This window comes from Bradyrhizobium sp. CCBAU 51627 (assembly GCF_028128765.1).
Taxonomy (GTDB): domain Bacteria; phylum Pseudomonadota; class Alphaproteobacteria; order Rhizobiales; family Xanthobacteraceae; genus Bradyrhizobium.
This window is the reverse complement of record NZ_LBJG01000024.1, coordinates 264079-281460: the sequence shown is the minus strand read 5'-3', so window position 1 is coordinate 281460 and position 17382 is coordinate 264079. Positions and strand designations below refer to the sequence as shown.

At 65.4% G+C, this 17382-nt stretch carries 17 protein-coding genes and 1 other RNA gene; 4 read left to right on the top strand and 14 right to left on the bottom strand.

The genetic code is table 11. From position 1 onward, the window contains the following. Nucleotides 1-205: 205 nt before the first annotated feature. The 8 genes from XH88_RS16305 to rsmH all read right to left on the bottom strand — a co-directional run bounded on the left by XH88_RS16305 (nt 206) and on the right by rsmH (nt 9327). Nucleotides 206-415: a hypothetical protein gene (locus XH88_RS16305; protein WP_271669313.1), complete on the bottom strand. Its 210-nt coding sequence runs from the start codon at nt 413-415 to the stop codon at nt 206-208. A 188-nt stretch (nt 416-603) separates the two neighbouring features. Next, complete coding sequence (murD, locus tag XH88_RS16300) at nt 604-2004, bottom strand: UDP-N-acetylmuramoyl-L-alanine--D-glutamate ligase (protein WP_271669312.1); 1401 nt, start codon at nt 2002-2004, stop codon at nt 604-606. Nucleotides 2005-2014: 10 nt separating this feature from the next. Then, on the bottom strand, nt 2015-3118 hold the full coding sequence (mraY, locus tag XH88_RS16295) for a phospho-N-acetylmuramoyl-pentapeptide-transferase (protein WP_271669311.1): 1104 nt from the start codon (nt 3116-3118) through the stop codon (nt 2015-2017). A 158-nt stretch (nt 3119-3276) separates the two neighbouring features. Continuing rightward, nucleotides 3277-4656, bottom strand: a complete 1380-nt coding sequence (locus tag XH88_RS16290) for a UDP-N-acetylmuramoyl-tripeptide--D-alanyl-D-alanine ligase (protein ID WP_271669310.1) — start codon at nt 4654-4656, stop codon at nt 3277-3279. Further along, complete coding sequence (locus XH88_RS16285; protein ID WP_271669309.1) at nt 4653-6110, bottom strand: UDP-N-acetylmuramoyl-L-alanyl-D-glutamate--2,6-diaminopimelate ligase; 1458 nt, start codon at nt 6108-6110, stop codon at nt 4653-4655. The genes XH88_RS16290 and XH88_RS16285 overlap by 4 nt, the downstream gene beginning before the upstream one ends. Before the next feature lie 82 nt (nt 6111-6192). Then, nucleotides 6193-7944 carry a peptidoglycan D,D-transpeptidase FtsI family protein gene (locus XH88_RS16280; protein WP_271669308.1) on the bottom strand — a complete coding sequence of 584 codons (1752 nt, stop codon included), beginning with the start codon at nt 7942-7944 and terminating at the stop codon, nt 6193-6195. Further along, a complete protein-coding gene (gene ftsL / locus XH88_RS16275; RefSeq protein ID WP_271669307.1) occupies nt 7941-8333 on the bottom strand; it encodes a cell division protein FtsL in 393 nt (130 codons plus the stop codon). Before ftsL ends, XH88_RS16280 begins: the two co-directional genes overlap by 4 nt. A 4-nt stretch (nt 8334-8337) precedes the next feature. Then, nucleotides 8338-9327: a 16S rRNA (cytosine(1402)-N(4))-methyltransferase RsmH gene (gene rsmH / locus XH88_RS16270; RefSeq protein ID WP_271669306.1), complete on the bottom strand. Its 990-nt coding sequence runs from the start codon at nt 9325-9327 to the stop codon at nt 8338-8340. Between the two features lie 537 nt (nt 9328-9864). On the opposite strand from rsmH, the gene XH88_RS16265 reads away from it, so the two are divergent. Next, nucleotides 9865-10647 (top strand): N-acetylmuramoyl-L-alanine amidase, encoded by a 783-nt coding sequence (locus XH88_RS16265; protein ID WP_271669305.1) that lies wholly within the window; start codon nt 9865-9867, stop codon nt 10645-10647. A gap of 112 nt (nt 10648-10759) precedes the next feature. Here the strand turns inward: XH88_RS16265 and XH88_RS16260 are convergent, their stop codons facing one another. The 3 genes from XH88_RS16260 to XH88_RS16250 form a co-directional block, all read right to left on the bottom strand. Continuing rightward, complete coding sequence (locus XH88_RS16260; RefSeq protein ID WP_271670363.1) at nt 10760-11992, bottom strand: RNA polymerase sigma factor; 1233 nt, start codon at nt 11990-11992, stop codon at nt 10760-10762. After that, the gene (locus XH88_RS16255) at nt 11992-12342 is read right to left on the bottom strand and encodes a YciI family protein (protein ID WP_271669304.1); all 351 of its coding nucleotides are present in this window, start codon (nt 12340-12342) and stop codon (nt 11992-11994) included. The genes XH88_RS16260 and XH88_RS16255 overlap by 1 nt, the downstream gene beginning before the upstream one ends. Nucleotides 12343-12429: 87 nt before the next feature. Next, a complete protein-coding gene (locus XH88_RS16250) occupies nt 12430-12780 on the bottom strand; it encodes a YciI family protein (protein WP_271669303.1) in 351 nt (116 codons plus the stop codon). A 148-nt stretch (nt 12781-12928) separates the two neighbouring features. Here XH88_RS16250 and rnpB point away from each other — a divergent pair. Beyond that, nucleotides 12929-13346: RNase P RNA component class A (rnpB, locus tag XH88_RS16245), an RNA gene on the top strand. A 100-nt stretch (nt 13347-13446) separates the two neighbouring features. Here rnpB and XH88_RS16240 read toward each other — a convergent pair. After that, nucleotides 13447-14160, bottom strand: coding sequence for an alpha/beta fold hydrolase (locus XH88_RS16240; RefSeq protein WP_271669302.1), 714 nt, complete (start codon nt 14158-14160; stop codon nt 13447-13449). A 76-nt stretch (nt 14161-14236) separates the two neighbouring features. Further along, the gene (locus XH88_RS16235) at nt 14237-14668 is read right to left on the bottom strand and encodes a DUF983 domain-containing protein (RefSeq protein WP_271669301.1); all 432 of its coding nucleotides are present in this window, start codon (nt 14666-14668) and stop codon (nt 14237-14239) included. A gap of 79 nt (nt 14669-14747) precedes the next feature. On the opposite strand from XH88_RS16235, the gene XH88_RS16230 reads away from it, so the two are divergent. Then, nucleotides 14748-16118 carry an aminotransferase-like domain-containing protein gene (locus tag XH88_RS16230; RefSeq protein ID WP_271669300.1) on the top strand — a complete coding sequence of 457 codons (1371 nt, stop codon included), beginning with the start codon at nt 14748-14750 and terminating at the stop codon, nt 16116-16118. Nucleotides 16119-16125: 7 nt separating this feature from the next. Here the strand turns inward: XH88_RS16230 and XH88_RS16225 are convergent, their stop codons facing one another. Beyond that, on the bottom strand, nt 16126-16386 hold the full coding sequence (locus XH88_RS16225; protein ID WP_271669299.1) for a hypothetical protein: 261 nt from the start codon (nt 16384-16386) through the stop codon (nt 16126-16128). A 226-nt stretch (nt 16387-16612) separates the two neighbouring features. Between XH88_RS16225 and XH88_RS16220 the strand changes: the two genes are divergently transcribed. Then, nucleotides 16613-17356: a sulfite exporter TauE/SafE family protein gene (locus XH88_RS16220; protein ID WP_271669298.1), complete on the top strand. Its 744-nt coding sequence runs from the start codon at nt 16613-16615 to the stop codon at nt 17354-17356. Nucleotides 17357-17382: the final 26 nt, after the last annotated feature.

The following is a 17382-nucleotide window of genomic DNA, read 5'->3' as shown; positions in this document are numbered from 1 at the left end:
AGAGGTCCGTCCATTGGTCGCCGAGGTTGGTTACCGGGGGGTTAATGGATCGTTCAAGTTTTGAAGAGTCTCGTGCCCCGGACGCAGCGCAGCGCGCCGCCTCTTCGCGGCGTGGTGCGCTGCAGAGCCGGGCCCATGACCGCTTCTGGGTTCCGGCTCGGCGGAGCAGCGCTACGCGCTGCAACGCGTCCGGGACACGAGAGCCCTATTCATAGTTGATCGCGACGTCCCCCGCGCGCTGATCGCGTTTGTCGATCTGGCCTGGCTCGGGAATGAAACCGATCCTCACCGCCCGATCGCTGCTCCAGGCGACGACGACCTCGAGATGCCCGCGAACGCTGACGAAGGTCGGCGTGCTCTCGGGCGAGAACGTCCGGCCGCGAGCGATGATGCTGGCTTGCGTGCTGTCGGGCACCGTCGCTCCGCACGTCTTCCAAACCACGACAACCAATTGATTGCCGCTCGGGGAGGCGAATGCCCGCTGACGAACGACGCGGCATGCGCCGAACCCGCTCATGACATTGTCAATCAGGACAACACAGAGGAAGCCGACCGGAACAGCAAGAGCGACGACGAGTCCGATCCAGCGTCGCCGCGACATCCTCACACTACCGGCTTCACACCCGGCAGCGCCTGCACCAGCTCGCGGAACCTGGTGCCGCGGATCTCAAAGTTGCGGTACTGGTCGAACGAGGCGCAGGCCGGCGACAGCAGCACGACCGCATCCGTGAGGCCGGACGCTTCCGCGTCGCGCGAGGCGTGCTCAACGGCGACATCCAGCGTCTGGCTGATCTCGTGCGCGACCTCGCTGCCGAGCGTTCCGGAAAATTCTTGCGCGGCCTCGCCGATCAGATAGGCCTTGCGGATGCGCGGGAAGAAGCCGGTCAGGCTGGTGATGCCGCCCGCCTTCGGCTTGCCGCCGGCGATCCAGAAGATGTCGGCGAAGGACGACAGCGCATGCGCGGTGGCGTCCGCGTTGGTACCCTTGGAGTCGTTGACGAACAGGACGTGGCCGCGGCGGCCGACCTGCTCCATGCGGTGCGCCAGCCCGGGAAAGCTGCGCAGGCCATTCTGCAACACGTCCTGGCTGATGCCCATCGCCAGCGCCGCTGCGGCTGCACACGCCGCGTTCTGCGCGTTGTGCAGGCCGCGCAGCGAACCGATGCCGCCGAGCGTGGCAATCTCACTGCGCGCGCCGCCCGACGTACGCACGATGGTGCCGTACTCGACATGCATGCCGCTCGCCAGTGGATTCTTCACGGAGATGCGCACCACATTCTTGCCGGCGCGATCGAGCCGATCGGCGATGTCGCGGCAATAGCCGTCATCGACGCCGACGATCGAGGTGCCCCCGCCTTGCACGTTCGCAACAAGTCGCTCCTTCACCGCCGCGTAGCACTCGATCGTGCCGTGACGATCGATGTGGTCTTCGCTGACATTGAGCAGGATGCCGACGGACGGGTCGAGCGAGGGCGTGAGGTCGATCTGGTAGGACGACATCTCGATAACGTGGACGCGGCCCCTGCGCGGCGGCTCCAGCGACAGGATCGCGGTGCCGATATTGCCGCCCATCTGGGTGTCATAGCCGGCAACCTTCGTCAGATGCGCGATCAGCGCCGTCGTGGTCGACTTGCCGTTGGTGCCGGTGATGGCGACGAACGGCGCATCCGGCGCGTGACGGCGACGCTCACGGCAGAACAGTTCGATATCGCCGATCACCTCGACGCCGGCTTCGCGCGCCTTCAGCACGCTCCAATGCGGCACCGGATGGGTGAGCGGCACGCCGGGCGCGAGCACGAGCGCGGCGAATTTCGCCCAGGAGACGTTGCGCAGATCCGCGGTGATGAAACCGGCCTGTGCCGCCTTGGCGACGTTGTCGGCATTGTCGTCGGCGGCGATCACCTCGGCACCGCCGCCCTTCAGCGCGTGGCAGGAGGCGAGCCCCGAGCCACCGAGGCCGAACACCGCGACCGTCTTGCCGGCGAAGGATGTGACCGGAACCATCGTGATACCGTCACCGCAGCTTCAGCGTGGAGAGGCCGGCGAGCGCCAGCATCACCGAGATGATCCAGAAGCGGATCACGATCTGCGGCTCCGTCCAGCCGAGCTGCTCGAAATGGTGATGGATCGGCGCCATGCGGAAGATGCGCTTGCCCGTCAGCTTGAACGACACCACCTGCACGATCACCGAGACCGCCTCCAGCACGAACAGGCCGCCGATCACCGCAAGCACGATCTCGTGCTTCACCGCGACCGCGATCGATCCCAGCATGCCGCCGAGCGCCAGCGAGCCGGTGTCGCCCATGAAGATCGAGGCCGGCGGCGCGTTGAACCAGAGGAAGCCGAGCCCGGCCCCCAGCAGCGCGCCGCAGAGCACGGCAAGCTCGCCGGTACCGGCGACATATTTGATCTGGAGATAGTCGGCGAACACCGCATTGCCGGCGAGGTAGGCGATCATCGCAAAGCTCGCGGTCGCGATCATCACGGGCACGATGGCGAGGCCGTCGAGACCGTCGGTGAGGTTCACCGCGTTGCCGGCGCCGACGATGACGAAGGCGCCGAATACGACGAAGAACCAGCCGAAATGCAGCACGGTATCCTTCAGGAAGGGAATCGTCAGCGCGGTCGATGCGGGATCACGGTTCAGCCGCACCAGCGCATAGCAGGCGGCCAGCGCGATGATGCCCTCGATCAACAGGCGCAGCTTGCCGCCGAACCCGCTCGTGGTCTGCTTGGTGACCTTGAGGTAGTCGTCATAGAAGCCGACGAAGCCGAAGCCGAGCGTCACCGCGAGCACGATCCAGACATAGGGATTGAGCGGATTGCACCACAGCACGGTGCCGACCGTAAGGCCGGACAGGATCATCAGCCCGCCCATGGTGGGCGTGCCCTTCTTGGCCAGATGCGATTGCGGACCATCGGTGCGGATCGGCTGGCCCTTGCCCTGGCGGATGCGCAAATGATCGATGATCCAGGGCCCGAACAGGAACACGAACAGCGCGCCGGTGACGATGGCGCCGCCGGTGCGGAAGGTGATGTAGCGGAAGACGTTTAGAACGGTGCGCACGGCACCGACGCCCGGAAATGTGTTGGAGAGGTCGATCAGCCAGTAAAACATTCAGTCGGTCCTATGGCGCCTTTCGCACGCGGGCTTGCTCAGGCCTCATCGTCGCACGCGCATTCGCGGGTCTTGATCATGGGGCCGAGCGACCTCAAGAAACCGAACGGCGGCGCGCCGCAAAGGGTGGGATTCGGGAACTGCGCCTTCCAAGCAGTTTACGCCTTTGCCTGCAAGGCGGCCACCAGGCCCGGCACAAACTTGTTGACCCAGAACATCTTCTTGCTGCCCTTGACAACCACGACATCGCCTGCCTTCAGCAGGCCTGCGACCTCGCCCGGCTTCAGCGTGGCGGGATCGTCGTGCCAGCCCAGCCCCTTGCCGGGGGGAAGCACGTCGTAAAGGTGGCGCATCAGAGGCCCGACGCAATAGATACCATCGATGCCGTCGAGATGCGCGGCGAGCGCGGTGTGGTAGTGAGGTGCATCGTCGCCAAGTTCCAGCATGTCGCCGAGCACCGCAATGCGGCGCCCGCCGCTCGTACTGCGCGCCTGAAGGCTTTGCAGCGCGGCCGTAACACTCGCCGGATTGCCGTTGAAGCTGTCGTCGATCACCGTGACGCCACCGACCGCCTGTTCCACGCCGCGGCCGGTCATGATGCCCACCCGCTCGAGCTTGATCGCAAGCGTCGCCACATCGAGATGGGCGGCATGGATCGACGCGAGTGCGGCTAGCGCATTCTGCACGCGGTGCGGGGCGCCCGGCGTCAGGCTGAAAGCGATCTCCTTCTTGCCGATGCCGGCCACGACCTGCCAGCTCTCGCCGTGCGGCGCGTGGGCGATCTCGTGCACTTCGGCCTTCTCGCCGAAGCGCACCACCTTGCCCTTCCAGTCGGGCGCCCTGATCCCGGCCGGCAGCACCAGCACGCCGTGCTCGGGCAGTCCGTGCGCGATCGACACCTTCTCGCGCTTGATGGCATCGAGCGAGCCGAGCTTCTCCAGATGTACCGGCTGGACGTTGACGACCAGCGCGACAGTCGGCCGCGTCAATTCGCTGAGCCGAGCGATCTCGCCAGTCTGGTTCATGCCCATCTCGATGACCCAGAGGCTGGCGTCCGGCCGGGCATTGCACAGCGTCAGCGGCACGCCCCAGAAGTTGTTGAAACTCGAAGGGCTCGCATAGGCATGGGGATAGGCCGCGAGGAACTCCTTGGTGCTGGTCTTGCCGGCGCTGCCGGTCAGGCCGATCACCGGCCCCTTGAAGCGCGCGCGCGCGGCGCGGGCGAGGCCCCAGAGACCATCGATCAGCGTGTCCTTCACAACGATCTGCGGAATGCGGATGCCCGCGATCTCGTGCGGCACGATCATCGCGACCGCGCCTGACGCCTCCGCCTGGTCTGCGAATTCCCAACCGTCGCGCGCGCTGGCGAAGGCCGAGATGAAGCCGCCGCTCGGCGTGCCTGATAGCGCGACGAACAGGCTGCCCGGCTTCACCAGGCGGCTGTCCTGGGTGACGAAGTCGATTTCAGTGTCCGGGAATGATCCTGTCACGCCCAGCGCACGCGCTACCTCGGCGACCGTCCATAAAGGCCCGCTCATGCGCCCCTCGATGCTAATGCGGCAGCAACCGCCTCGTGATCACTGAACGGCAGGACCTCGCCGCCGACGATCTGCCCGGTCTCGTGCCCCTTGCCGGCGACGAGCAGCGCATCGCCCTCCTCGAGCTCCTCGACCGCGGTGCGGATCGCCGCCGCGCGATCGCCGATTTCCCGCGCGCCCTTGGCGGCGGCGAGGATCGCGGCGCGAATGGCCTCCGGCTTCTCGCTGCGCGGGTTGTCGTCGGTGATGATGACGCGATCGGCATTTTGAGCCGCGATCTCGCCCATGATCGGCCGCTTGCCGGCGTCGCGATCACCACCGGCGCCGAACACCACGACCAGCCTGCGCCTGGCATAGGGGCGCAGCGCCTGCAACGCCTTCGCCAGTGCGTCGGGCTTGTGCGCATAGTCGACGAAAACAGGCGCGCCATTGTGCTCGCCGACGCGCTCCAGCCGGCCCTTGGCGCCTTCGAGATGTTCGAGATGCGCGAACACGCCTGCGGCATCGCTGCCGGTGCCGATGGTAAGGCCAGCCGAGACCAGCGCGTTCTCGATCTGGAATTCGCCGACCAGCGGCAGCCGCACCGCATAGGTCTTGCCGCGGTGTTCGAGGCCAAGCTTCTGTGAAAAGCCTTCGACCACGACCTCGGTGAGACGGATCCCCTCGCCGGCCCCATCGCCGTTACGCCCCACCGCCATCACACGCAAACCATGAGACTTCGCGGCGTCGATCGCTTCGGCCGAGCAGTCATGATCGGCTGAAATGACGGCCGCGCCGCCAGGCGGAACAAGCTCGCGGAACAGCCTGAGCTTTGCTGCGAGATAATGCCCGACGGTCGGATGGTAATCCATGTGGTCGCGCGAGAGATTGGTGAAGCCGCCGGCGGAGATACGCACGCCATCGAGGCGATATTGATCGAGCCCGTGCGACGACGCCTCGAACGCGAGATGCGTCACGCCTTCGCGCGCGATCTCGTCGAGCTGCCGATGCAGCGCGATCGGATCCGGCGTGGTCAGCGAGCCATAGACGGTGCGTTTCGGCGAGACGAGGCCGATGGTGCCGATGCTGGCCGAGGCATGCCCCAGCCGCTCCCAGATCTGGCGCGTGAACGCGGCGACCGAGGTCTTGCCGCTGGTTCCGGTCACCGCGGCAATGGTCGCAGGCTGCGCCCGGAAAAAACTTGCGGCAGCCAGCGCCAGCGCGCGGCGCGGGTTGGCGACAGCGATAAAGGGCACCTTGCAGCCATCAGGCGCGTGATCGCCCGCCACTGCGACCGCGCCGGCCGCAATGGCCGCATCGATGAACCGCGCACCGTCCGTCTTGCTGCCGGCGAGCGCAAAGAAGAGATCGCCCGGCTTGACCACGCGGCTGTCGAGCGCAACGCCTGTGACCTCGAGCGCCGCGGCAGCGGGCTCGATTGCGGCATCATTGCCAAGGAGGTCACGCAGCTTCATGGTCTTCCAGTCGCCGTGCCGAAAAAGCCGAATCCCAACGGAAAATCCCCGACTCAACAGCGGCTACGGCCTACCCAATTGATTACTGGGTTGTCCTGGATGCCGCAAGAATAAGGCGGTCCGCAGGCGGCAGATCGAAGCGCGGTTCAATGCCCAAAAGCGGTCCGATGCGGGCAATGACATTGCCGGCCGTGGGCACGGCGTTCCAGCCCGAGGTGATGAAGCCGTAGGTTTCCTTCAGCGGCTGCGGCTCGTCCAGCATGATCAGGAGCTGGTATTTCGGCTTGTCCGCCGGCATGATCGCGGTGAACGCCGTCAGCACCTTCTTCTTGGCATAGCGGCCGTTAATGACCTTTTCGGCGGTGCCGGTCTTGCCGCCAATATAATAGCCGGGGACGTTGGCTTTCTTGGCGGTACCGATCTCGGCGTTCAGTCGCATCAGGAAGCGCATCTTGTCGGAGGTCTCGGGCTTGATCACGCGCTTTGCGATCGCCCGCGCCTCCTCCTCGGAGCGCTTCAGGAAAGTCGGCGGAATCAGAAGGCCGCCATTGGCGAGCGCGCTGACGCCCATCACCGCCTGCAGCGGCGCGACCGCAATGCCGTGACCGAATGCGATGGTGATGGTGTTGAGATCGCCCCAATGCCGCGGCACGATCGGCGAGGCGCTTTCCGGAAGCTCGGTGCGGAGCCGCTCGAGCTGGCCCATCTTGCGCAGGAATGCCTTGTGCGCCTCGACGCCCTGCGACAGAGCGATCCGCGCCGCGCCGACGTTGGAGGAGAAGGTGAACACTTCCTTCATGTTCAGGAAGCGGCCCTTCGGCTCATCGTCATGAATCGCGAACTTGCCGTAGTGCAGCGGCCCGCGCGCATCCCACAGCGAATCGAGGCCGTACTTGCCGGTATCGAGCGCCATCGCGAGCGTGAAGGCCTTGAAGGTCGAGCCCATCTCGTAGACGCCTGTCGTCAGGCGGTTGATGCGGTCGGGATCGTGGGCTTCCTTCGGATTGTTCGGGTCGAAATCCGGAACCGAGACCATGGCCACGATCTCGCCGGTGTTGACGTTGGTGACGAGGCCGGAGGCCGCCTTGGCGTGGAATTTCTCCTTGGCCTTGAGCAACTCGTCGCGCAGCGCGTGCTCGACGCGCAGATCGACCGACAGCTCGATCGGCTTCTGCAACCGGTCAATGGCAAAGCCGGCGCGGTGGAGATCGGCGAGGCCCTGGTTGTCGAGCCACTTCTCCATGCCGGCAATGCCCTGGTTGTCGATGTTGACCAGACCGATGAGGTGGGCGACCTCGTTGCCGGTCGGATAGACGCGCTTGTTCTCCCGCAGGAAGCCGATGCCGGGGATACCGAGCTTGTGGATGTCCTGCTGCTGCTTCGCCGTGATCTCGCGCTTGAGCCAGACGAACCCCTTGCGCGTCCTCAGGCGCTCGCGCACCTCGGCCTCGTCGAGATCGGGCACCGTCGCGGTCAGAAGCTCGATCGCCTCATCCTTGTCGATGATGCGGCGCGGCTCGCCGAACAGGCTGGACGCCTTGACGTCGGTCGCGAGGATCGCGCCGTTGCGGTCGACGATGTCAGGCCGTGCGGTCGCCACCACTTCCTGCGAGGCGGCGCGCCGCGCACTATGCGCATCGGCGCCGATCGCGAACATCACGAGCCGGCCGCCAATCAGGGCGTAGACGGTGGCAAAGGCCAGCATCGCGAGGCCAACGCGCGCGCGCGCCTTCGCGGCGCGATCGACATTACGCCCGTAGAGCAGGCTGCGGATCAGCCGCTGCCGCCAGGGTTCAGGTGGCCGCACGGTGGATTTGGCCGGAACGGCGCTCATTGCTTGTCCTCGGGCTGAGGCACGGAGCCGGTGACGCTGTCCGGATCGCTCGCGGCTTCGATGGTGCTGATCATGGACCCGATCGGATCAGGTTCGCCTGGCCTGAACATCCGCGGCGGGCGGTCCGGCAGGTTCTTCAGGGAATCGTATTGCGTGCCGTTGATGGGCTTGAGCGCCAGATGTCGCTCGACGAGGCCCTGCAGACGCAGGGGTGCATCGAGCTTGGCCCATTCGGAGCGCAGCTGTGCGATCGCATCGCGCTGCTCGCGGATCTCGGCGTGCAGCCGCAGCACCCTTTCGACGCGGGCGGTGGAATCCATCTTGATCCGGTAGACATAGGCGGCCGCGAAGATCAGTGCGCCGATGACGAGAAGGTGGATGAAGCGCATTGTGCTAGCCGCCCCTCATCACGTCGGAGAGTTTTGGCCAGGACGGGCGCTCGTCATCGGCATGAGCCGGCGCCGAGGTGCGCTCGGCGGCGCGGAGCTTCGCGGACCGGGCGCGCGGATTGTGCGCGACCTCCTCTTCGCCGGCGATCACGGGTCTGCGCGTCAGAAGCTGGAAGCTCGGCGCTGTTTGCGCCACCTCCGGCAGATGTCGCGAGCCGCCGCCGGTCCTGGACCGCTCGGTGAGGAAATTCTTGACGATGCGGTCTTCCAGCGAGTGGAACGAGACCACCACGAGACGCCCGCCGGGCTTGAGCACGCGCTCGGCAGCAGCCAGCGCGCTCTGGAGCTCTTCGAGCTCTTCGTTGACGAAGATGCGAAGGGCCTGGAACGTCCGTGTTGCCGGATGAATGTCGCCCGGCTTCGACCGCACCACCCGGCCGACCAGGTCGGCCAGCGCGCGCGTGGTGGTGAACGGCGTCTCCTGCCGGTCGGCGACGATGGCGCGGGCGATGCGCCGCGACTGCCGCTCCTCGCCGAACAGATAGATGATGTCGGCAAGATCGCTTTCCGAGGCGCGGGCGACGACATCGGCTGCGGTCGGTCCCGTCTGCCCCATCCGCATGTCGAGCGGACCATCGAGGCGGAAGGAGAAGCCGCGACCGGCCTGGTCGAGCTGCATCGACGACACCCCGACGTCCATCACGACGCCGTCGACCGTATCGACACCTTGCGAAGCGCAGACCTCGGCGAGATTCGAAAAGCGGTCCTCGACCAGCGTCAGCCGGCCCGCGGCGCCCGCGACCAGCTCGGCGCCGCCCGCGATCGCTGTGCGGTCGCGGTCGATCGCGATCACGCGTGTTCCTGATATATCGAGGATGGCGCGGCTGTAGCCGCCGGCGCCGAAAGTGGCATCGATATAGACGCCACCCTCGCGGGGCGCGAGATGCGCGATCGCCTCGCGGCCGAGCACGGGAATGTGCGGCGCGTCGCTCATGCCTCGCGCCTGCCGGGTGCGCAGGAAAGCTGGCACGTCAAATCGGGGGCGAAGCAGCCCATCACGTCTCGAATAATTCCGCGTCGCGGTGGTTCCACGACAAAGCCCCTCTTCAGCATACTTGCCAGCATGCCGGCCGCGCCCGGTCGTCCCGGGCGGCAACCCCGGTGTTCCCAGTGGAATATGTCGGGCAGCCATGGGATTTCGAGCCAAAAACGCTTTTTTGGCCGCCTCCGGACGCGGGTCGGCTCTTCACCTCTCAGTAACGGCGCTTAGCGTTAAGAAAGCGTTGATCGGCTCGTTACATCTCGAAAAGGTCCTGGGGAGGTGATGCCTCATCCACACACTAAGCCCAAATTGCAGCGTTACCCGAACCGCGCGGTTGCGCTGACCGGAGGGTAAAGGAATAGTAAAGAGAAGGGCTTGGCCCACTCCTCGTCCGATTCTGGGTTGTTCATGTCGTCCGGTCCGTCCACGCCGTCTGGTACTGATTCGAAGCGTCAGCGCGCCCTGCCGGTTCCCAAAGCGGCGGCGACCATGCGGACGTTCGACCCGGATTCGTCGATCGTCTCGGACGTCATCCCCTCCCCCAATCATGGCGACCGCAACAAGGGCCGGCAGCCCGACATGATCGTGCTGCACTACACGGGCATGCCCGACGTCGAGGGCGCGCTGGCCCGATTGTGCACCGCCGGTACCGAAGTCTCGGCCCATTACGTCGTGCTGGAGGACGGCCGCATCGTGCAATGCGTGCCGGAAGCGCGGCGCGCCTGGCACGCCGGCGTCTCGTCCTGGGCCGGCGAGGACGACATCAATTCCTGCTCGATCGGGATCGAGATCATCAACCGCGGCCACGATTGGGGCTATCCGGAATATCCGCTGCGCCAGATCGCGGCGGTAATCGCGCTATGCCGCGGCATCATCCTCCGCCGCAAGATCCTGCCGCAGCGCGTGCTCGGCCATTCCGACGTCGCGCCCGCGCGCAAGAAAGATCCCGGCGAGAAATTTCCCTGGCATTCGCTCGCCAATTCCGGCGTCGGCCACTGGGTGACGCCGGCGCCGGTCGTGCGCGGCGAAACCCTGATGCTCGGTACCATCAGCGACGCAGTGCTGAGCCTGCAGCAGGCGCTCGCCCGCTATGGCTATGGCGTGCCGCTCACGGGCAAATACGACGCCTCGACGATGGAGGTCGTCACCGCATTCCAGCGTCACTTCCGTCCCGCGCGGCTGGATGGCGTTGCGGATCACTCGACGCTGACGACCTTGCAGGCGCTGCTGGCGAGCCTGCCGACGGACGGGACGAACGTCGCGTCGAAGTGACGGCGAACGCCACCCGACCGTCGTTGCGAGGAGCCCTTGCGATTAAGCAATCCGCACAGTCCCAACTGGGGCCGTCTGGATTGCACAGCAATGACGGAGTGTGTGGCGGCACCTACTCCATCTCCCCGACCCGCCGCGCATACAACCGTCGCAACGGCTCGAGTTGCGTCGCCTCGGTCGCCGCGGCATAGGCTTCCCGCGCTTCCTGCTTCCGCCCCAGTCGCCGCAACAAATCAGCGCGCACTGCGGGCAGCAGTTCGTAGCCATCCAGCCCACCGCGCGCTGCGATCGCGTCAACGAGGTCGAGCGCCCGCGCCGGGCCGTCAACCATCGAGACCGCGGCCGCATGGTTGAGCTCAATCACCGGCGACGGATTGATGCGCAGCAGGACTTCGTAGAGCCCGGCGATCTGCGGCCAGTCGGTCTGACCGTAGCTCGGGGCACGAGCATGCAGCGCGGCAATCGCGGCCTGCACCACATAAGACTGCGGCCGCCCCGGCACGCGCAGCGCCTCATCGACAAGACGCGAACCCTCCTCGATCTGCGCGCGGTCCCAGAGCGAGCGGTCCTGCTCTTCCAGCAGGACGATATCGCCGGCCGCGGTCTCGCGTCCGGCGCGGCGCGCATCGTGCAACAGCATCAACGCCAGCAGGCCCTTGATCGCGGCACGATCGGGCATCAGACGGTCGAGCAAGCGCGCGAGCCTGATGGCTTCGGCCGTAAGATCGGGCCGCATCAGGTCCGCGCCCGAGGTTGCGACATAGCCTTCCGTGAAAACGAGATAGATCACGGCGAGCACGCCATCGAGCCGCGGCGCCAGCGCGTCGCGCTCCGGTACTTCATAGGGAATGCCGGCAAGCCTGATCTTCTGCTTGGCGCGAACGAGGCGCTGTCCCATCGCATCCTCACTGACGAGGAAAGCGCGCGCGACCTGAGCTGTGGAGAGGCCGCAGACCGTGCGCAGCGTCAGCGCGACCTGGACTTCTGACGCGAACGCCGGATGGCAGCAGGTGAAGATCAGCCGCAGCATGTCGTCGTCGAGCATCGCCGGCGGCTCGGCCGGCGCTTGCGCGTTGAGCTCGAGTTCATGCAGAAGCGCCTGCTGCTTACCGCGGAAGGCGGCCTGGCGGCGGACACGATCGATCGCCTTGTTGCGGCCGACATTGACCAGCCAGGCGCGCGGATTGTCGGGAAGCTCGCCCGCCGACCAGCGTTCCAGCGCAACCGCGAACGCATCCTGGAGCGCGTCCTCGGCGAGATCGAAATCACCGACGAGGCGGATCAGGGTGGCCAGTGCCCGCCCCGCCTCGTCGCGGAAGATCTTGTCGATGTCGCTGGCCGCGATCACTTGTAGATCATGACCGGCCGGACCTCGATCGATCCTCGCTTGGCATCGGGGATGCGCGCCGCGAGCGCCACGGCGTCGTCGATATCCTTGGCTTCGACCAGATAATAACCGCCGAGCTGCTCGCGCGTTTCTGCGAACGGACCGTCGGTGGTCATGGTCTTGCCGTCGCGAACGCGTACCGTCGTCGCCGTCGTCGTCGGCTGCAGCCCGTCGCCGGCCTTGAAATGGCCGCTCTGAATGATCGACTGCGTGTAGGCGCCGTACTCTCCCGTCAGCTTCTGGCGGTCCGTGGCGCTCATGTCGGTCATGTAGTTTTCGTTCCGATAGATCAACAGCAGATACTGCATGGTTCAACTCCTGTGGTTCGGCTGGATCGCCGACACCAGTCGAACGGGACCGACGTCAAACGACATCATCGCGAATTATTTTTGAGATCATTTGTTGATCATGACCGGCCGGACTTCGATCGACCCATCCCTGGCGCCGGGAATCCGCGCCGCCAACGCGATTGCCGCGTCGAGATCCTTGGCCTCCACGAGATAGTAGCCGCCGAGCTGCTCGCGGGTCTCTGCGAAGGGACCGTCGGTGGTCATAGCCTTGCCGTCGCGAACGCGAACGGTCTTCGCAGTTGAAGTCGGCTGGAGCCCGTCGCCGGCCTTGAAGTGGCCGCTCTGGGCGATTTCCTGGGTATAGGCGGAATACTCGGCCAGAAGCTTCTGGTAATCCGCGGGCGCCATCTGACTCTGTTGCGCTTCGTTCCGGTAGATCAGCAGCAGATACTGCATTGCTCAACTCCTGTTGCTCGGCTGGATCGCCGCATCCAGTCGAACGGGGGCCGCGCCCAACGACATCTTCAGGATAAATTATTTGAGGCCCGGTTACGCCGGGATATTGCCTTGACGAAACCGTCACAAATGCTCATTGCCTAGGCTGTCAGTCGGCCGGACGGCCGCCCCTGCAAGTGCCGAAAGGCCGCCGGGGAGGAAAGTCCGGGCTCCCTTGACATGCGGTGCCGGATAACGTCCGGCGGGGGCGACCCCAGGGAAAGTGCCACAGAGAACGAACCGCTCCCTCCTCGGAGGAAGTAAGGGTGAAAAGGTGCGGTAAGAGCGCACCGCGGGTCCGGCAACGGAGCCGGCATGGTAAACCCCACCGGGAGCAAAACCGAATAGGGACGGCTTAAGCGGGCTGTTCGCGAAAGCGATAACGCCGCGGGGCGATGTCAGGCCCGCCGTCCGGGTAGGTTGCTCGAGGCCATGTGCAAACGTGGTCCCAGAGGAATGGCCGTCACGTATCGCTTGCGCAAGCGGGCGGTGCCCTACAGAACCCGGCTTACAGGCCGGCTGATATCTTGCAACGAGGGGTTCGATGCTAGCGCATCGGACCCCTCACCAATTTCACCGCTGTCATTCCGGGGCTCGCGAAGCGAGAGCCAGAATGACGGGCGCGAGTCAGGCAACGATCTCCTGCAATACGTCCATCAATGCCTCTGGCGCCGTCACATTCGGCGCGTGGCTGGCATCGAGCTCGAAATAGCGCCAGCCCTCTTCGCTCTTCGTGCGTCTTGCGAACTGCCCGAAAACATCGCCCGGCGGAATGCGTTTGCAGTAGATGTAGCTCCGCGGCATTGCCGGTTCACCGTGCTGAAGCTTCAGCCTGGTCTCAAAGCATTTGAGCGGCATGTTGATGCGGCGTGTGTTGAGCCAGTCGAGATCGGCCTGCGGCGTATCCGGCGGCGGCGGGTTCGGCGGGATACGGTAGCCGTCACCTGCGGCAGCCGCCTTGCGCATCGGCTCGCGGCCGCCTTCGTTGAGATCGAACAGTGACTGCCCATCCCGGGGCACGAAGGCGTCGAGATAGATCAACTGCGTGATGCGCTCACGGGCGCGATCCGCAACGCCGGTCGCGACCATGCCGCCATAGCTATGGCCGAGCAGTACGATGTCGTCGAGATCCTCGAACTTGATGACGTTGAGGATGTCCTGAATGTGCGTCTCGAGATCAATGGCAGGACTTGCGAGATGCGATCGCTCGCCGAGCCCGGTGCAGGTGGGCGCGACCAGGCGGTGGCCGGCCTGTGTCATCAGCGGATGCATCTTGCGCCAGGACCATCCCCCGGACCACGCGCCGTGACAGAGCAGGAAGGTTTTTGCGCGTGCGGCCATTGGCGTTTCCATCGTTCTTGTTTTAATGCGATGGAGTGTAGCGATGGATTGGGCGATGTAAACGCCGCGAGCTGCCTCAGGCCGCGCGCTGCGCCTTCACCAGCACGGGGGCAAGCTGTCCGGCTCCGCGCCGCAGCTTGCTCGCCTCAAAGCCATGCATGCCGATCTGCCATTGCAGCCCGACGATGGCGCCCTTGGTCGGTTGCAGCAGCGCGAGCGAAGCAAATAGCGTCACCGGCAGCCACGCCGCGAGTTGCAGCCAAACCGGCGGTGCGTACGCGGTCTCGACCGCGAGGATCGCCGGCACCACGAGATGGCCGACCACGACCATCACGAGATAGGCCGGGAAGTCATCCGCGCGCTGGTGAAACAGCTCCTCGCCGCAATGATCGCAAGCGTCCGCCACTTTCAGGAAACGACTGAACATATGGCCCTCGCCGCAGTTCGGGCATTTGCCGCGAAAGCCGCGCCACATCGCCTTTGCCAAAGAGACTGACCCGGTTGCCATGACCCTTACCTCTTCCCTTCCAACGATCCATACAATAACATCTTGCATCCATACATTCAAAGATACGGGCTTAAATTGCATGGATTGGACCCCTACAATCTCGGAGCTATCGGGGCCGCGCTATCAGCGCATCGTCGATGCCTTGGAAGCCGACATCGCCGCCGGACGGCTGGTGCGGGGTCAACAACTGCCGACGCAGCGCGCGCTGGCAAAAGCGCTCGGCATCGACCTCACTACGGTGACGCGCGCCTACACGGAGGCGCGGCGTCGCGGCATCATGGAAGCCCGGGTCGGACAGGGGTCATTCGTGTCGGAGACCAGCGCGCGCCGCGCGGTCGACCTTCCGCACCCGGTCGCGATCGACCTCTCCATGAACGTGCCGCCGCATCCGCTCGAAGCGCAGCTCGACGAGCGCATCATCGCGGGCCTCGAAGCCATTCGCGCGCAATCCGGCCTGACCGCCTTCCTCAACTACCAGCCGCCCGGCGGCAGCGCGCATGAGCGCGAGGTCGCCGCGCGCTGGATGCGAGCGCGCGTTCCGCACGCGCAGGCCGACAGGCTCGTGATCTTTCCCGGCGCGCAGACGATCCTGTTCAACCTGCTCGCGCACCTTGTACGGCCCGGCGAAATCGTGCTCACGGAGGCCCTCACCTTCCCCGGCATCAAGGCCGCAGCGGCTCAGCTCGGCGTCAAGCTCGTCGGCGTCGCCATGGATGACCGCGGCATATTGCCTGATGCGCTGGCGAAGGCCTGCCGCGTGCACAGGCCGAAGGCGGTCTATCTCATTCCGACCCTGCACAATCCGACCACGGCAACGCTTGCCCCCGAGCGGCGCAGCGCAATCGCCAAGATCGTTCGCGATGCCGATACTGTTCTGATCGAGGACGATGCCTACGGGCTGCTCGACCGCTCGGCCTCGCCGATCGGCAACCTCATCCCGGAGCGGACATATCTCGCGACCACGCTGTCAAAATGCATCGCACCGGCGTTGCGGGTCGCATATCTGCTGACGCCCGACAGCACAATGCAACAGCGGATGCGGAGCTTGTTGCAGGCCACCGTGCAGATGCCGGCGCCGCTGATGGTCGCGCTGGTGACGCACTGGCTCGAGCGCGGCGTCGCCGATCGCATCATCACCGCGATCCGCAACGAGGCCGTTGGCCGCCAGCAATTGGCGCAGCGCGCGTTGAAGGGGTTTCAATTCCTGGCAAAGCCGACGGCGCATCATTTGTGGCTCCGCTTGCCCGCGGGACGGCCTGACGTCGCCGCGCATCTGTTGCGCAACGGGCTCGCGATCGTTGCCGGCGACGCCTTCACCGTCGACGGAACTTCGCCGCCTGCGGCACGGGTCTCACTCGGCGCAGCGCGCAATCGGTCGGAATTGAGCGAGGCGCTGAGGATCCTCGTCGGCGCGCTGCACAAACCTGCTGACACAAGGCAGATCGTCTAGCCCATTTCTATTGATGATGGCGGCGATGGCGGCTGCGGACAGCCGGGTTCGCAGGCGATGGATAGGCCGCGTAGGAATCGCCCGACACGACAGGCTCGCCGCGGGCTGCACGTCCCGCCGGCGTGAGCTGTCCGCCGTTCAGCACGTCGCGATCGGGATGTATGGACTGATAGGCCGCGGGCTCGGAAAACTGCGCCAAGGCCAAGGTCGGCATCAGGCTCGCCGCAGAGAGCAGCGCGGCCGCAACGGCAAGACGAATGCGGGTCATGTTGGAGCTCCATCATGTCACGGGCTAGGCGGCTCGAAGCGCGGATCGCTTGCGGCAGGCCTCCCAAATCGCAGTACGATCAGCATGTAGGCGCGCCTTTCGGGAATGCCCACCATCCGGAATCACGCTTGCGTGGTTTTTGAAATTGACCTGCCACGCCGCATCTGTGCTATGCGCCATGAGCGATCACGGTTTCGGGATCGCAGGTCATGACGGGAATTTACCGGTGGAAACGTCCTCCTACGCCCTGATCCTGTTCGGCGCACTGGCCGGCGGCTTCGTCTCGGGGCTGGCAGGGTTCGGCACGGCACTGATGGCGCTCGGCATCTGGCTCTACGTGCTGCCGCCCTCGCTCGCGGTCCCGCTGGTGCTGATCTGCTCCGTGATCGCGCAGACTTCCACGCTGCCGTCGATGTGGAAGAGCTTTGACCTCTCCCTGGTATGGCCGTTCCTGATCGGCGGACTGATCGGCGTCCCGCTCGGGACCATGCTGGTCGCCTCCGCCGATCCCAAAGTGTTCAAGCTCAGTGTCGGCGTGCTGCTGCTGATCTTCCCGACCGCGCTGTACCTCAACAAGAAGCCGCTCGCCATCAAGTTCGGCGGCCGCATCGCCGACAGCGCCATCGGCTTTGCCGGCGGCATTCTGGGCGGCCTCGCCGGATTGTCGGGGCCGCTGCCGATCCTCTGGGCCAACATCCGCGGCTGGAACAAGCACGAGCGGCGCGGCATCTTCCAGCTGTTCAATTTCACGGTGCTCGCCACCGCGCTGGCGCTGCAGACGGCCTCGGGCCTAGTCGCCTTCAAGGTGGTCTGGCTCGCGATGGTCGCATTTCCGGGTACGCTGGTCGGCGCATGGGCCGGTGCGCGCGTCTATCACGCACTCAGCGACAAGCACTTTGGCGATGTCGTGCTCGGCTTGCTGTTCCTGTCGGGGGCCGCCCTGGTATGGAACAGCCTCGGCGCCCACTAGTCTTCGTTTCTCACGGCGCGGCAGAC

What these genes read in the sequence shown, in the direction of transcription:
- murD (WP_271669312.1), bottom strand. Translation starts at nt 2,004, where the DNA reads ATGGTTCCGGTCACATCCTTCGCCGGCAAGACGGTCGCGGTGTTCGGC.
- mraY (WP_271669311.1), bottom strand. Translation starts at nt 3,118, where the DNA reads ATGTTTTACTGGCTGATCGACCTCTCCAACACATTTCCGGGCGTCGGT.
- XH88_RS16290 (WP_271669310.1), bottom strand. Translation starts at nt 4,656, where the DNA reads ATGAGCGGGCCTTTATGGACGGTCGCCGAGGTAGCGCGTGCGCTGGGC.
- XH88_RS16285 (WP_271669309.1), bottom strand. Translation starts at nt 6,110, where the DNA reads ATGAAGCTGCGTGACCTCCTTGGCAATGATGCCGCAATCGAGCCCGCT.
- XH88_RS16280 (WP_271669308.1), bottom strand. Translation starts at nt 7,944, where the DNA reads ATGAGCGCCGTTCCGGCCAAATCCACCGTGCGGCCACCTGAACCCTGG.
- ftsL (WP_271669307.1), bottom strand. Translation starts at nt 8,333, where the DNA reads ATGCGCTTCATCCACCTTCTCGTCATCGGCGCACTGATCTTCGCGGCC.
- rsmH (WP_271669306.1), bottom strand. Translation starts at nt 9,327, where the DNA reads ATGAGCGACGCGCCGCACATTCCCGTGCTCGGCCGCGAGGCGATCGCG.
- XH88_RS16265 (WP_271669305.1), top strand. Translation starts at nt 9,865, where the DNA reads ATGCGGACGTTCGACCCGGATTCGTCGATCGTCTCGGACGTCATCCCC.
- XH88_RS16255 (WP_271669304.1), bottom strand. Translation starts at nt 12,342, where the DNA reads ATGCAGTATCTGCTGTTGATCTATCGGAACGAAAACTACATGACCGAC.
- XH88_RS16250 (WP_271669303.1), bottom strand. Translation starts at nt 12,780, where the DNA reads ATGCAGTATCTGCTGCTGATCTACCGGAACGAAGCGCAACAGAGTCAG.
- XH88_RS16240 (WP_271669302.1), bottom strand. Translation starts at nt 14,160, where the DNA reads ATGGCCGCACGCGCAAAAACCTTCCTGCTCTGTCACGGCGCGTGGTCC.
- XH88_RS16235 (WP_271669301.1), bottom strand. Translation starts at nt 14,668, where the DNA reads ATGGCAACCGGGTCAGTCTCTTTGGCAAAGGCGATGTGGCGCGGCTTT.
- XH88_RS16230 (WP_271669300.1), top strand. Translation starts at nt 14,748, where the DNA reads ATGGATTGGACCCCTACAATCTCGGAGCTATCGGGGCCGCGCTATCAG.
- XH88_RS16225 (WP_271669299.1), bottom strand. Translation starts at nt 16,386, where the DNA reads ATGACCCGCATTCGTCTTGCCGTTGCGGCCGCGCTGCTCTCTGCGGCG.